The organism is Jiella soli, from assembly GCF_020615385.1.
In the GTDB taxonomy this organism is placed as follows: Bacteria; Pseudomonadota; Alphaproteobacteria; order Rhizobiales; family Rhizobiaceae; genus VKMB-3413.
Genome location: NZ_JAJAVB010000022.1, coordinates 325,235 through 338,496, shown reverse-complemented (window position 1 = coordinate 338,496; position 13,262 = coordinate 325,235). Strand labels below are relative to the sequence as shown.

Here is a 13,262-nt window from a genome sequence, read left to right as displayed (position 1 = left end):
CGGCCATAGGGAATCAGCATTCACATCAAAAGGAAATCCTTCGATTCATACTTCCTGCCCGATGCTCTAACCCTATCCGCCTTGGCATGACCGGCGCCGTCAGCCGCGCGCGGGCAAGCCCTTGGCCTCTTCAAGCGTCAGGGCGCGCGTGCGGGCTCCGTCGAAATAAACGAAGCGGAGCGCGGCGCGGCGCGAGACCATGGCGGCGGGTAGCGGATCGTAGCGGAAGGTCTCGCCGCCGAGATGCGGAGACAATGATCCGATATCGACGCTGACGTCCTGTGCGACGCGCAGGAGCTTCAGCACCGTTCCGTCGCCGAGCCTGGCCTCGAAGGGAATGCCGGCGAGCCGCAGGAAGCTCGTCGGGTCGGGCGCCGCCGGAAAGCTGTCGACGAAGGCCTTCTCGACGAGGTCGAAATCGGCCTCGTGCGTGTGATGGTGATCCTCTCCCGCCGCGCCCTCGGGCTGGTGCGGGGTCTGCCACTGTGCCGCCGGTTTCGGATCGTTGTGGCCGACATGGCCGTGCGGCATGTCGTATGGATGGAAATGGTCGGTGTCGCCGCGATGCATGATGTCGCTCTCCTCCGCCGGCTCAGTAGATCACCGGCTTGTCGATGATCGCCTTGTGCTTGCCCATCGTGCCATGCGCGACCATCGAGCCCAGCGCCTCGACGCAGACCCGGACGCCCATCAGCGCGGTGATGTCTGAGGTATCGTAGGGCGGCGAGACTTCCACCACTTCGAGGCCGCAAATGCCGGGGGCCGAGACGAGGCCGAGGATCTTCAGCGCCTCGCGCGGCAGGAATCCGCCCGGTTCCGGCCAGCCCGTGCCGGGCACGAAGCCGCAATCCAGCGAGTCCACGTCGAAGGAGATGTAGACCGCGTCGGCATCCTTCCAGGCGAGCTCCAGCGCGATCTCGGCGGTCTTCTCCAGGCCGTAATGCTCGATGTCCTCGATGGTGAGGACATTGGTCTGGCGGCGATAGGCCTCCTTGGCGCCGGGGCGCGGCACCTGCCAGCCGCCGATGCCGAGCTGGACGAGGTTCACCGCCGGCACGTTCGGCAGGTTCGTCGCCCAGTACCAGGGCGTCGTGTGCATGCGCTCGTCGAGATCCTTTTCCTGGATGTCGATGTGCCGGTCGAAATGGATGATGCCGATGCGCTTCGAGGTGCATTCGGCGATGCCGCGCACGCAAGGAAACCCGATCGAATGATCGCCGCCCAGCATGATCGGCAGGGCGCCCGAGGAAAAGACGTGGGAGACGCCGCGCGAGATCTGGTCGAAGCTCTTTTCCAGATTGCCCGGGATGGTGAAGACGTCGCCGGCATCGCAGAGCGTCATCTGCTCGCGCAGGTCGACGCCGAGTTCGTAATTATAGGTGGTGTAGAGCGCCGAGATGCGCCGGATCCCCTGCGGGCCGAAGCGGGTACCGGGCCGATAGGTGGTGCCGGAATCGAACGGAATGCCGAGGACGGCGGCGTCGTATTTGCCGACATCGCGGACATTCTCGACATAGGGCGCCTTGAGGAAGGTGTTGATCCCCGCGAAATGCGGCAGCTCGCCGCGCGCGAAGGTCGGGATCGACTTGTCGGTGATGGAATCGGCGCCGGGCAGGCCCATGTCGAGCGCCCATTTCACCTCGCGGGCCCAGCCGTCGCCGGAGAGCTTGTCCTCGGCTTCGAGCGCCTTCCAGCCGCGGGTCTCCTTGGAATTGAAGTCCGGATGGTGGCGCCGGGCGCGGTCCCTCAGCGGGGCGGGGGCGCCGGCCTTGCGGCTCGTGCGGCTGGGCTGGTCGAACGTCATGCCTCGTCTCCTGTCTTCGATGCGCCGGCATCGGCCGGGCCAGCTGGAAGTCTGCCGGTCTCTGCCGGATCAAGGTCACCCGCCGCGTCGGACCCTGCCGGGCCGCGCAAGGCGAGATCATAGGTGATGGTGGCGCCGTAGGCTGCGGGAAATTGCGGGTCGTGGCGGACCTTGTCGAAGACCAGGAGCCTTGTGCCGAGATGGAACGCCTCCTGAATGTCGTGGGTGACCATGAAGACGGTCATGCCGGTCTCGCGCCACAGCTCGATCAGCATCGCCTGCATGTCGCGCCGGGTGCCGGGATCGAGGGCACCGAAGGGCTCGTCGAGGAGGAGGATTCGCGGCCGCTTCAAGAGCGCCTGGCCGATGGCGAGACGCTGCTGCATGCCGCCCGATAGCTGCGCCGGATAGCGGTCCGCCGCATGGGCCAAGCCGATCTTGTCCATGACCGCCTCCGCGGCTTCGCGCGCGGCCCGGCGCTTCGCCCCGAATAGCCGGCCGAGGACGTGCGAGCCTTCGATCTCGGCCGGCAGCATCAGATTGCCGAGCACGGTGAGGTGCGGAAATACTGAATATTTCTGGAAGACGATGCCGCGTTCGGCGTCCGGCTCGGCGGCAAGCGTCCGGCCCTCGATGCAGATCTCGCCGCGCGTCGGCCGCTCCTGGCCGAGCAGGATGCGCAGGAAGGTCGACTTGCCGCAGCCGGACGCGCCGACGATCGTCACCAGCGATCCCTCAGTGACGGAAAGATCCACCCGCTCGAGGATGGGTGCGTCGCCATAGGTCACGTAGATGCGTCTGGCTTCGAGGAAGCTCACAGCGCCTCTCCGGACAGATGCGCCCAGGGGAAAGGCGGAAGGAAGCCCAAGCAAGCACGCGGTCGATGAGATAGGCCAGGAGGGTGATCCAGATCACATAGGGCAGGATCACGTCCATCGCGAGATAGCGCCTGACGAGGAAGATGCGGTAGCCGAGCCCCTCCGTCGCGGCGATCGCCTCCGCCGAGATCAGGAAGATCCAGGCCGGAACGAGGCCGAGCCGGATCGCCGTGATCAGCTTCGGCCAGAGCTGCGGGAAGACGACGCGGACCGCGATCTGCCAGGTGGTGGCGCCGAGGGTCTGCGCCTTGACGATCTCCTCGCGCGGAATGTCGAGCACACCCTGCGCCAGCGCGCGGATCATCAGCGGGGCGGTGCCGATGGCGACGAGCCCGATTTTCGCCGCCTCGCCGAGCCCGAGCACGATGAACAGGATCGGCAGGATGGTGATCGGCGGGATCAGCGAGAAGGCTGCGACGAAGGGCGAGAACAGCGCCCGTCCGAGCGGCAATATGCCGATCAGCGCGCCGAGGACGACGGCGAGCGCCGCCGCGATCAAGATGCCGAAGCCGAGCCGTTCGAGGCTCGCCGCCGTGTCCGACCACAACAGGAGGTCGCCCGTCCGCCGGTCCGGCACGAAGCCCATCTGCCACATGGCGTTGCCGATCGCCGGAAGCGAGGGGAGGAGCTTGTCCTGCGGGTTCTCGGCGCGCCGGATCGCACTGCCGATGGCGTAGAGGCCGACGGCGAGGACGAAGGGCAGGGCGCCGAGCGCGCCCTTGAGGGCGCGCCCGGGATGGATGTTGATCAGCCGCAAGGCGCGCCCCGTCCGGCCGTCAGAGCTTCTTGTCCGCGGCCATCTCCATATAGGCCGGGTCGTAGCGCAGCTGGATGTTGGCCTCGTCGCCGGTCGTCCTGCCGCCGGGATAGGCGATGCCGACGAAATCGGCGCTGGGCGCGCCCTGGCCGAGAATACCGTGGTCGAAGAGGAAGTTCGCCACGAAGGTCATCGTCTTCGGCAGCGCGTCCGACTTGGTGAACTCGACGGCCTTCGCGGGGTCGTAGAACATCGCCGTCGTCGAGAGCTGGTCCTTGTAGCCTTCGAGATCGGTGCCCGACGCCTTGGCCATCGCTTCCAGCGCCTCCTTGCCCTCGGGCGTGTCCGACTGCATCAGATCCATCATCTCGTACCAGGCGCCGGTGAGCGCCTTGCCGAAGTCCGGATTGTCCTTCAGCGTTTCGGTGTTCACCACCATGAGGTCGAGGATTTCGCCGGGGATCTTGGAGGAATCGAAGACTTCGTGCGCCTCCGGCATGGCGGTGATGGTCGACAGGAGCGGGTTCCAGGTGACGACGGCGGTCACGTCCGGCGTCTGGTAGGCCGCTACCAAATCGGCGTCGGAGGTGTTGACCACGGTGACGTCGCGCTCCGACATGCCGACGGATTCGAGCGCGCGGGCGAGGAGGTAGTGCGAGACCGAGAGCTCGACGAGATTGACGCGCTGGCCCTTGATGGCCGCGAGCGTGTCCATGCCTCCGCCCTTCAGGACGACGCCGTCATTGCCGTTGGAATAGTCGCCGACGATCAACGCGGTCGTGTCGACGCCGCCGCCGGCCGGGATCGACAGCGCGTCCATGTTGGTCATGGAGCAGCCGTCATACTGACCGGCCGTGTACTGGTTGATCGATTCGACATAGTCGTTGATCTGCACGGCCTTGATCGAGATCCCGTATTTGTCGCCCCATTTCTTCAGCATGCCGGAATCCTGCATGTAGCCCCAGGGCATCCAGCCGGCATAGATCGACCAGCAGACCGAGAAGTCCTTCTTCGCCTCAGCATGGGCGGCGCTCGTGCCGATGGCCGGAAGGGCGAGGAGCGAGACGGCGAGCGCCAGGGCGGTGGCAAACTTTCGCATGCGGCTTCTTCCTTCTTCGTCGCGTCGGCCGGGACGGCCGGTTGATCGAGGACGTCGCGCGAAGAGGACCGGGAGACGGCCCGCTTCGAGGCGGGTCCGTGCGGCGTTCTCCCGGGATTTTGGCCCGCCGTGTCTCCCCGGAACTCCCGGAGAGTGCGTCTCTCGGACCAGCCGCGCCCTCGATGGAGGACGCCGGAACCCTAGACGCACCGCACGAACGAAACCGAGCAAGCTCCGTGCCAGAAGAAGATGACACGGCTTCGGGCGGAACGGTCGGGACAGGGCGATGGTCTGGCTATTCGGTGGGCAGGACCTGCCTGCTTTCCCCGCATTCGCCCAGTTCGAAGGCTGTTCCCTGGGCGCCGGGCCTCAGAGCACCGCCGCGGCGGCCTCCGCAAGATACGGGTTCTGCTCGCGGCTTTCCGCATAGGCCGCCGGATCAAGGTCGGCGAGGAGAAGCGCCGGCCCTTCCGTTCCCGCCGAAGCGAGACGGCTGCCGTCCGGCGCGGCGATCACCGACTGACCCTGATATTCAAAGCGCGCGTCCGCGCCGCAGTGATCGGCATAGACGACGAAGACCTGGTTCTCGAAGGCCCGCACCGGCACGACATGCTCCGCGATGAACGCAGCCCCGGCGCTCTTCGGCAGGGCGGTGGGCACCAGAATCGCCTGCGCTCCGCGGCGGGCGAGGTCGCGGCAGAGTTCGGGGAACTCGACGTCGAAGCAGACGAGGAGCCCGCAGGCGAGACCGGCGATCGTCACGATCGGCGAGGGCGCAGTGCCCGGCACGAACAGCTCCTTCTCATAGCCGCCGTAGAGCATGCGCTTGGCATAGAGGAGGGGCGTACTGCCCGGAGCGAGAAGGGCGGCGGCGTTGATGGTGCCGGTATCCGTTGCGAGCGCCAGGCCGATGACGATCGCGGTTCCCAGCCGGTCGGCTTCCGCCCGGAAGGGGGCCAGGGCCGTCTCCGCCTCACCCGGTGCCATATGGGCCTCGGCGGCGCCATAGCCGGTGACGGCGAGTTCGGGCAGGACCACGATTTCGGCGCCCTGCCGCGACGCTGTTTCGACGGATGCGAGGATCGCCGCCCGGCGCTCCTCCAGGTCGGTGACGCCCGCCTCCATCTGGACCGCCGCGACCCTCATTTCCGTCCTCCGTCCGACCATGCGCCGAGCAGGCGCGGCAGGTCGCCGAAACGGGCGACCAGGCCGAACACCACCACGGCGACGGCGACGAACAGGATCGAGATCGACGCCATGGTCGGCGTGTAGCCGTATCGCAGCGCGTTGAAGATCTTGATCGGCACGGTCACCTGGGTGAACCCCACGGTCATGTAGGCGACGATGTACTCGTTGAGCGACAGGACGAAGGCGAAGGCGAAGCCCGAGACGATGTATGGCGCGATCATCGGCAGCACGATCGTCGTCAGGATGCGGCGGTCGTCGGCGCCCATGGTCCGCGCCGCCTCGGTCACCTCGCGGTCGATGGTGGCGAAGCCGAGCGAGATCGTCACCAGCGGCAGGCTGGTGAAGAACACGGCATGCGAGATCACCACCGTGTACCAGGCGCCGTAGGAGCCGACCGTCGCCCAGAAGCTGAGGGCGCCGAGGGCGGTGATGACCGGCGGCAGCACGAAGGGCGAGACGCCGAGCGTCTGGACGATGCGGCCGAACAGGGTGGTCTTGCGCCACAGCGCATAGCCGATCGGCAGGGCGATGAGGACGGCGATGCTCGCGGCGCCGAGCGCGATCAGGACGGAGGTGAGAAGCGCTCCGCGCCATTCGCCGTCGGTGAAGATCTGGGCGTACCAGGATAGCGAGAAGCCCTGCGGCGGGAAGGTCAGGCTCTGCTTCTCGTTCACCGAGACGCCGGCGATGACGACGAGGGGCGCGGCGAGGAACAGGCCGACCAGGGCAAAGAACAGCCGCGAGAGGAGCTTCTCGGTCATGCCGCGCGGCCCCTGCCGCCGACCATGGTGGAAAGAAGGACGAGGATCAGGCTGGTCGCCACCAGGAAGACCGCCATCGCCGCCGCGAAGGGCATGTTCGACTGGTAGATCGCCTGGTCGGTGATCAGCACCGACAGCGTCCAGTGCTGCGGCCGGCCGAGCAACTGCGGCAGGAGATAGGCGCCGAGCGCGAAGACGAAGACGATGATGAAGGTGGCGACGAGCGCGTTGCGAAGGCTCGGCAGGACGACGGTGAAGAAGGCGCGCACCGGCGAGGCGCCGAGCGTGCGCGCGGCCTCCGGCAGCGACGGGTCGAGCCGGGAGAAGGCCGGGAAGAGGACGAGGATCGAATAGGGAAAGGCCTGGTAGACCATGCCGCAGAGGACGGCGAAGAAGCCGGGCGTCCAGGCCTCGGGACCGTCCATCAGGCCGATGGCGACGAGGAGGTTGGAGATTCCGGCGGTGCGTGACAGGAGCGTCGACCAGGCAAAGCCGATGATCACCTCCGACAGGGAGAGCACCGCCATCATCGCCACCAGCCAGGGCACCTGCGCGCGGCGGGATAGGCGCGACAGGAGATAGGTGAAGGGCGCCCCGATGGTGAGGCAGACGGCCGCGACGAGCGCCGACAGGCCGACCGAGAAGAACAGGATGTCGGCGAAGAACCAGGACAGGAAGCGGGCGTAGTTTGCCGTCGTCAGCACCGGCTCGTAGAAGCCGCTCTGGACCCTCGAGAAGAACGAGACGGCGATCATCAGCCCGAAGGGCACGACGAAGAAGGCGGCGAGCATGACGGCGGGAAAGGCCAGCGCGGCCTGTCCGCGCGATGGGCTTCCTGCTGCGGTCCCGGCGCTCACCGCGGCGCCCCGTCCGGAAAGACGACGACGGCGGCGGGATCGATCGCGAGCGAGACCTTGTCGCCGATGGAAAACTCCCCGTGCCCGGTCGGCCGCTGGGCGATCATCGGCCCGGCCGCCGTCTTCAAATAGATCTCGATGGTCGAGCCCATGTCCCGCACGAACTCGATTTCTGCCGCGATTGGCGCTTCGCCCGCGCCGCGCACCGCGACATCCTCGGGGCGCACGGAGATCTCCGCCTCGCGACGTCCGGCGCCGAGATCGAGGCCGGGAACGGTGGCGCCGACGATCTCGGCACCGCCCGAACCGGCCTTTGCGGTCAGGCAGTTGGTCTGGCCGAGAAAGTCGGCGACGAACGGGCTCGCGGGCCTGCGGTAGACGTCGATCGGCCGGTCCATCTGCAGGACGCGGCCGCTCTTCATGACGACGATCTGGTCGGCCATGGTCATCGCCTCGCGCTGGTCATGGGTGACGACGATAGTGGTGATCCCCAGCCGCTGCTGCAGCTGGCGCAGCTCCACCTGCATCGCCTCGCGCAGCTTGGCGTCGAGCGCCGAGAGCGGCTCGTCGAGCAGGAAGAGCTTCGGCGAGACGGCGAGCGCGCGGGCGATCGCGACGCGCTGGCGCTGGCCGCCTGAAAGCTGGCTGATCGGCCGGTCGGCCACGCCCGGCAGGCGGACGAGATCAAGGAGTTCGGCGACCCGCGCCTCGCGCTCGGCTCGGCCCTTGCCTCTGATGCGGAGCGGATAGGCGATGTTGTCGCCGACCGACAGATGCGGGAAGAGGGCGAGCGACTGGAACACCATGCCGAAATCGCGCCGATGGACGGGCGTCGCGTCGATCCGCGTCCCGTCGAAGCGCACCTCGCCGGCGCTCGCAGACTCCAGCCCGGCGATGATGCGCATGAGCGTGGTCTTGCCGCAGCCGGAGGGGCCGAGCAGGCAGATGAAGCTGCCCGCCGGCACCGTCAGGGCGGCGTCGTCGACGGCGACGATTTCGCCATAGCGCTTGGTGACGTTGACGAGGTCGAGCTGGCTCATTCGGTCCGCCCCGTCGCTGCCTTCAGGCCGCTTCGACGCGGCAGCGGCGACGTTTGCGAGCGACGCCAGGACATCGACGCGTCGTCATCCTCGGGCTCCGTCCCGAGGATCCAGTTGCAACGTTGAACGTGGAAGCATGACATGAAGATTTCGATCTCAGTGGGCGGTTGAAGCGCCGCTCTGGATCCTCGGGACCGAGCCCGAGGATGACGATGCGGCGGGGGTGCCGCCCTTGCGACGTGCGCATCGCAGCCGATCCGATGCATCACCGGCGACCCCGGGTGAACGTTGGCGAACGGGGGATGGACCACCTGGAGGAGGCCCGCCGCGCCCACTGCCTTATCCGACGATCAGCTCGGTCCATTTCTGGTTCAGCCAGTCGGCCTTTTCGACATAGAGGTCGTAGCGCGGGATGATCGGCGAAATCTCGGAGGAGACCGCCGCGAACTCCTTGTCGGAGAGATCGAGCGCCGAACGCTTCAGCACCGGCGCGGTGCCGACCTTGCGGGCGAGGAGCCCCGCGATCTTCGGCTGCGTCATGTAGTCGATGAACTCCATGGCGAGGTCGAGCTTCTTCGACGCCTTGGTCACCGCCCAGCAGCCGCTGTCGGAGATGCCGCCCTCCTTCGGGAAGGTCGAGCGGACCGGGAAGCCGTCGGCGGCCGCGAGCCCGGTGACGTCGTGGTAGTACTGGCCCATCGGGATCTCGCCCGATTTCAGCGCCTGCTCGAACTGTGCCTCGTCGCGGTACCAGAGCTGGACGTTCGGCTTCAGCTCGGCGAGCTTGTCCATCACCTTCAGGATGCCGTCCTCGCTCGACAGGATGTCGGTGCCGCCGAAGAAGGTCGTCGCGGTGACTTCCAGGAGGAAGGAGTTGGAGACGAGGGCGAGAAGGCCGAGCTTGTTCTTCTTGTCCTCCTCCCAGAAGGTCGCCCAGCTGTCCGGCGCCTCGGGGAAGGTCTTGGTGTTGGAGACGAGCGTGATGTACCAGGCGACGGCGCCGATCCCGGCGACCCGGCCGTCGTCGTACTTCACCGTGAACGGCGGCAGCACCTCGTCGAAATGCTGGATATTCGAGGGATCGAGCGGCTGCCAGAGTTCGGTCTGCAGCCCCTTGCGCATCGCGACCTGGCTCATCATCGACACGTCCGCCGGCGCGACGCCGGCCCGGCCGGCCTGTTCGAGCTGGACGAGCCAGGCCTCGCCCGTCGGCTCGGCGACGCTTTCCACCGCGATGCCCGTCGCCTTGGTGAAGTCGGGGAAGATGTTCTTGTCGAAGGAGTCTTTGAAATAGCCGCCATAGACGCCGACTTTCAGCGACTTGTCCTGGGCTCTCAGCACCGAGGGCATGGCGAGGGTCGCGGCGCCGGCGCCGGCGGCCAGAAGCGCCTGCCGGCGGGTGAGGACGAGGGATGGCTTGCGGGTCATGGCGTCACTCCTTGGGATCGGGGTTTCGGTTCGACGTTGGTCTGATGATGTCTCGCAATGGCCGCGCTGTCACTTCCGCTTGGGAAGGGCGGGGGAGAGCCGGGCGAGACTGAGGAGCTCGAACAGCATCTGCGCCCCGGCATGGGCGGTGTTGGTCGTCGCGTCGTATTGCGGCGCGACCTCGACGACGTCGCCGCCGATCACTCGGATACCGGCAAGGCCGCGCAGGATCGCCTGCGCTTCCCGCGTCGAGAGCCCGCCGATCTCCGGCGTGCCGGTGCCGGGGGCGAAGGCCGGGTCGAGGCTGTCGATGTCGTAGGAGAGGTAGACCGGGCCGTCGCCCGCCACCGCCTTGGCCTTTTCGACGATCGCGGCGATGCCGAGATCGGCGATCTCCTCGGCATGGATGACGGTCATCCCGGTGTCGTAGGAGAATTCCCAGAGATATTCCGAGGAGCCTCTGATGCCGATCTGAATCGTGCGCTCGGGATCGAGCACGCCGTCGAGGACGGCCTGGCGGAACGGGCCGCCATGGTGGAACTTGCAGCCGTCGAAGGGGCCGGACGTGTCGCAATGCGCATCGATATGGATCATGCCGACGGGGCTTTCGGCCCCGAGCGCCCGGAGGATCGGCAGCGAGATCGAATGATCGCCGCCGACGAAGAGCGGCAGGACACCGGCCCCGGCGATCGCGCCCGCCGTCCGCTCGATGTCCTCGTGCGAGGTGGCGAGATCGAAGCGCGAGCGGAACGGCACGTCGCCGATATCGGCGACAGTGATTTCGTGGGTCGGCATGGTCTTCAGCACGTGATTGTACGGGCCGACCCGTTCCATCGTGCGCAGCGCCCGCGGCCCGAAGCGCGAGCCGTTGCGGTTGGTGACGCCGAGATCCATCGGCACGCCGATCATCGCGACCTGGAGATCGCCGAAATCGGGCGCAGCCCAGTCGATCGCGCGGTAGGGCACGTCGAGCAGCGTCGGCAGGCCGGCATAGGGCGCGACGCGCGTGCCCTTCGGGTCGAACAGGCGGTCGGCGACGGCGGCGAAGCCTTCGTCGTAGATCCGGCGCTCGTTCTCGCCGGCAAAGCGCTGACGCAGCGCGTTCAGTCTCGTCTCATCCATCGTTTCGAACTTTCTCTCGATTGTCCTTGCCGGCATCGCCGCCCGAGTTGAGCGCCAGCCGCCGCATCACCTCGCGGATGCCGTCTTCCGGCACGTTGGCGAAGGCGATCCGCAAATGCCGCTCCTGATCCGGCCCGAAGAAGGAGCCGGGCAGAGCGAGAATGCCGGCGTCGCGGGCGAGACCGGCCGCGACGTCTGCAGCCGGCCGATCCGGGAAGGGGTGGCGGACATAGGCGAAATAGGCGCCGATCTGGTCGAGCTCCCAGCCTGGAATGTCGCCGAGCATGTCTTCGAACAGGCGCGCCCGCGCCGCGATGACGGCGGCGTTCTCGGCCCGCCAGTCGGCGAGAGACTCGATCGCCTGGGGCAGCGCGGCCTGGGCCGGCCGGGGCGCGCAGATCTGGATGCAGTCGATCACCTTCTCGATCTCGGCGGCGAGCGCTTCGCCGGAGATCATCGCTCCGACCCGGTGCCCCGGGATCGCATAGGCCTTCGAGAAGGAATAGAGCGAGATCAGATGGGCCTCGCCTTCCGGCGCCGCGAACAAAGCGTGCGGCGCCCCGGTTTCCGGCGGAAGGAAGTCGCGATAGGTCTCGTCGAGAACCAGATGGAGGCCGCGGCGGACGCAGGTGTCGAAAAGCTCGACAAGAAGCGAGGGCGGGTAGACCGCGCCGGTCGGATTGTTCGGGCTGACGAGGACGAGCGCTCGGGTCTTCTCGTCGATCAGCGCCTCTAAGGCGGCGGGGTCCGGCAGGAAGCCGGTCTCGGCCTTGGTGACGAGCGGCCGCTTCTCGATGCCGAGCATGTCGAGCGTCATCTGATGGTTGAAATACCAGGGCGCCGGCAGAATCACCGCATCGCCGGCACCCGCGACGGTGATCATCGCCGCGAAGAAGGCCTGGTTGCAGCCGGCGGTGATCGCGACCCGGCCGGGCTCGATCGTCGCATCATAGCGGCGGGAGACGTGGGCCGCATAGGCGTGCCGCAGCGCCGGATCTCCAAGGATGTCGCCATAGCGGGCGGCCTGAGGGCTCGCGGCCGCCTCTGCGAGCCGCGCGGCAAAATCGGCCGGCGGAGCGTGGTTCGGCACCGCTTGGCTGCAATTGATCAGCGCGCCATGCCGGCCGTCATAGGCGGCGGCCCAACGGTCGGCCTGGGCGATCGGCGGCGGCGCCACGCGGGCGAGCAGAGGATTGGCGCGGGGCAAAATCCTTGCCTCACCCGCACCCGGATCGGGCCGCAACTGATCCCTGCCTCCCTGCATCGAAATCCCGTCTGCCCGTTCATTGGTCATGGAGGGCGTATGCCTCAATCGTCACCATAGAACCGGCGCTGGACGGGCAATGGAATATCGGCCTATCAATCCAGACATTGACGATCGTCAAAGTGGGTGGGCCGCCGATGCGCGTTTCTGGAAGTGATCTTCGCCTCCTTCAGGTTTTCGACGCGGTCGTGCGGCATGGCGGTTTCGCAGCGGCGGCCGGTGATCTGAACGTCAGCCAGTCGACCATCTCCAACCACATGACTGCGCTGGAGGAGCGGCTCGGCTTCGTCCTTTGCCATCGCGGACGGGGCGGCTTCCGGCTGACGGAAAAGGGAAGGGCGGCCTTCGATGCAGCGCGCCGGCTCGACAAGGCGCTGCAGGACTTCTCCACCGACGTCGCATCGGTTCGCGGCGAACTCTCGGGGGAGCTGAGGATCGGCATCCTCGACGCCATCGCGTCCGATCCGGCCAACCACCTTGCCGCAGCCATCGCCGCCTTCGGCGCCGTCGCGCCGAATGTGACGCTGGCGATCGCGCAGGAGCGGCCCCAGGACATGCAGCAGAAGGTTGCCGACGGCCTCTATCACTGCGCCATCGGCAGCTACCGCAACCGGATCGACGGGATCGTCTACGACCGGCTCTACGAGGAGCGCCACAGCCTCTATTGCGGGCGCGGGCACGAGGCCTTCGCGGCGGCCGATGCCGAGCTGACCGATGCGCGGCTTGCGACCATGCCATTCGTCCATCGCGGCTATTGGCGCGAGGAGGACATGCTGCGCGAGCTGGACTGGCGCGTCGAGGCGACGGTCCACCAGATCGAACCGCAGCTGATCCTCATCCAGTCCGGGCGCTATGTCGGCCTTCTGCCCGACCATTACGCGGCGCAGGGCGTGGCGGAGGGGACGCTGCGCGCGATCCGGCCGGACGAGATCGGCTATACCTGCGTCTTCGAGCTGTTCTCTCCCGCAAACCGCCGCCTCAGCGATGTGACGGCGGCCTTCATCGAGACCGTCAAGCGCGTCTGGGCGTCGCCGCAGGCGCGCTGAATGCTGCGACGATGTCTC

At 67.3% G+C, this 13,262-nt stretch carries 13 protein-coding genes and 1 riboswitch; of the genes, 1 reads left to right on the top strand and 12 read right to left on the bottom strand.

The features are described from left to right. Nucleotides 1–99: 99 nt before the first annotated feature. From LH400_RS13130 to LH400_RS13075, 12 genes are all read right to left on the bottom strand, one after another. Nucleotides 100–570 carry a hypothetical protein gene (locus tag LH400_RS13130; protein ID WP_370638385.1) on the bottom strand — a complete coding sequence of 157 codons (471 nt, stop codon included), beginning with the start codon at nt 568–570 and terminating at the stop codon, nt 100–102. A gap of 22 nt (nt 571–592) precedes the next feature. Continuing rightward, on the bottom strand, nt 593–1,804 hold the full coding sequence (locus tag LH400_RS13125; protein WP_229153167.1) for an agmatinase family protein: 1,212 nt from the start codon (nt 1,802–1,804) through the stop codon (nt 593–595). Next, complete coding sequence (locus LH400_RS13120) at nt 1,801–2,622, bottom strand: ATP-binding cassette domain-containing protein (protein WP_229153166.1); 822 nt, start codon at nt 2,620–2,622, stop codon at nt 1,801–1,803. Before LH400_RS13120 ends, LH400_RS13125 begins: the two co-directional genes overlap by 4 nt. Then, nucleotides 2,540–3,439, bottom strand: a complete 900-nt coding sequence (locus tag LH400_RS13115; protein ID WP_229153165.1) for an ABC transporter permease — start codon at nt 3,437–3,439, stop codon at nt 2,540–2,542. Before LH400_RS13115 ends, LH400_RS13120 begins: the two co-directional genes overlap by 83 nt. Before the next feature lie 19 nt (nt 3,440–3,458). Then, nucleotides 3,459–4,538 carry a putative urea ABC transporter substrate-binding protein gene (locus tag LH400_RS13110; protein ID WP_229153164.1) on the bottom strand — a complete coding sequence of 360 codons (1,080 nt, stop codon included), beginning with the start codon at nt 4,536–4,538 and terminating at the stop codon, nt 3,459–3,461. Nucleotides 4,539–4,644: 106 nt separating this feature from the next. After that, nucleotides 4,645–4,753: riboswitch (guanidine-I (ykkC/yxkD leader) on the bottom strand. A 154-nt stretch (nt 4,754–4,907) separates the two neighbouring features. Beyond that, a complete protein-coding gene (locus LH400_RS13105) occupies nt 4,908–5,684 on the bottom strand; it encodes a nitrilase-related carbon-nitrogen hydrolase (RefSeq protein ID WP_229153163.1) in 777 nt (258 codons plus the stop codon). After that, a complete protein-coding gene (locus LH400_RS13100; protein ID WP_229153162.1) occupies nt 5,681–6,487 on the bottom strand; it encodes an ABC transporter permease in 807 nt (268 codons plus the stop codon). The genes LH400_RS13105 and LH400_RS13100 overlap by 4 nt, the downstream gene beginning before the upstream one ends. Then, nucleotides 6,484–7,278 carry an ABC transporter permease gene (locus LH400_RS13095; protein WP_229153183.1) on the bottom strand — a complete coding sequence of 265 codons (795 nt, stop codon included), beginning with the start codon at nt 7,276–7,278 and terminating at the stop codon, nt 6,484–6,486. The genes LH400_RS13100 and LH400_RS13095 overlap by 4 nt, the downstream gene beginning before the upstream one ends. Nucleotides 7,279–7,340: 62 nt before the next feature. Beyond that, nucleotides 7,341–8,384: an ABC transporter ATP-binding protein gene (locus LH400_RS13090; RefSeq protein WP_229153161.1), complete on the bottom strand. Its 1,044-nt coding sequence runs from the start codon at nt 8,382–8,384 to the stop codon at nt 7,341–7,343. Between the two features lie 339 nt (nt 8,385–8,723). After that, a complete protein-coding gene (locus LH400_RS13085) occupies nt 8,724–9,812 on the bottom strand; it encodes an ABC transporter substrate-binding protein (RefSeq protein ID WP_229153160.1) in 1,089 nt (362 codons plus the stop codon). A gap of 69 nt (nt 9,813–9,881) precedes the next feature. Then, nucleotides 9,882–10,934 (bottom strand): agmatinase, encoded by a 1,053-nt coding sequence (gene speB / locus LH400_RS13080; RefSeq protein ID WP_229153159.1) that lies wholly within the window; start codon nt 10,932–10,934, stop codon nt 9,882–9,884. Then, nucleotides 10,927–12,141, bottom strand: coding sequence for an aminotransferase (locus LH400_RS13075; RefSeq protein ID WP_255617227.1), 1,215 nt, complete (start codon nt 12,139–12,141; stop codon nt 10,927–10,929). The genes speB and LH400_RS13075 overlap by 8 nt, the downstream gene beginning before the upstream one ends. A 194-nt stretch (nt 12,142–12,335) precedes the next feature. On the opposite strand from LH400_RS13075, the gene LH400_RS13070 reads away from it, so the two are divergent. Continuing rightward, nucleotides 12,336–13,244, top strand: coding sequence for a LysR family transcriptional regulator (locus LH400_RS13070; protein WP_229153158.1), 909 nt, complete (start codon nt 12,336–12,338; stop codon nt 13,242–13,244). Nucleotides 13,245–13,262: the final 18 nt, after the last annotated feature.

Coding starts and splice junctions, on each gene's coding strand:
- LH400_RS13110 (WP_229153164.1), bottom strand. CDS start 4,538: ATGCGAAAGTTTGCCACCGCCCTGGCGCTCGCCGTCTCGCTCCTCGCC.
- LH400_RS13105 (WP_229153163.1), bottom strand. CDS start 5,684: ATGAGGGTCGCGGCGGTCCAGATGGAGGCGGGCGTCACCGACCTGGAG.
- LH400_RS13070 (WP_229153158.1), top strand. CDS start 12,336: ATGCGCGTTTCTGGAAGTGATCTTCGCCTCCTTCAGGTTTTCGACGCG.
- LH400_RS13130 (WP_370638385.1), bottom strand. CDS start 570: ATGCATCGCGGCGACACCGACCATTTCCATCCATACGACATGCCGCAC.
- LH400_RS13095 (WP_229153183.1), bottom strand. CDS start 7,278: ATGCTCGCCGCCTTCTTCGTCGTGCCCTTCGGGCTGATGATCGCCGTC.
- LH400_RS13090 (WP_229153161.1), bottom strand. CDS start 8,384: ATGAGCCAGCTCGACCTCGTCAACGTCACCAAGCGCTATGGCGAAATC.
- speB (WP_229153159.1), bottom strand. CDS start 10,934: ATGGATGAGACGAGACTGAACGCGCTGCGTCAGCGCTTTGCCGGCGAG.
- LH400_RS13125 (WP_229153167.1), bottom strand. CDS start 1,804: ATGACGTTCGACCAGCCCAGCCGCACGAGCCGCAAGGCCGGCGCCCCC.
- LH400_RS13100 (WP_229153162.1), bottom strand. CDS start 6,487: ATGACCGAGAAGCTCCTCTCGCGGCTGTTCTTTGCCCTGGTCGGCCTG.
- LH400_RS13085 (WP_229153160.1), bottom strand. CDS start 9,812: ATGACCCGCAAGCCATCCCTCGTCCTCACCCGCCGGCAGGCGCTTCTG.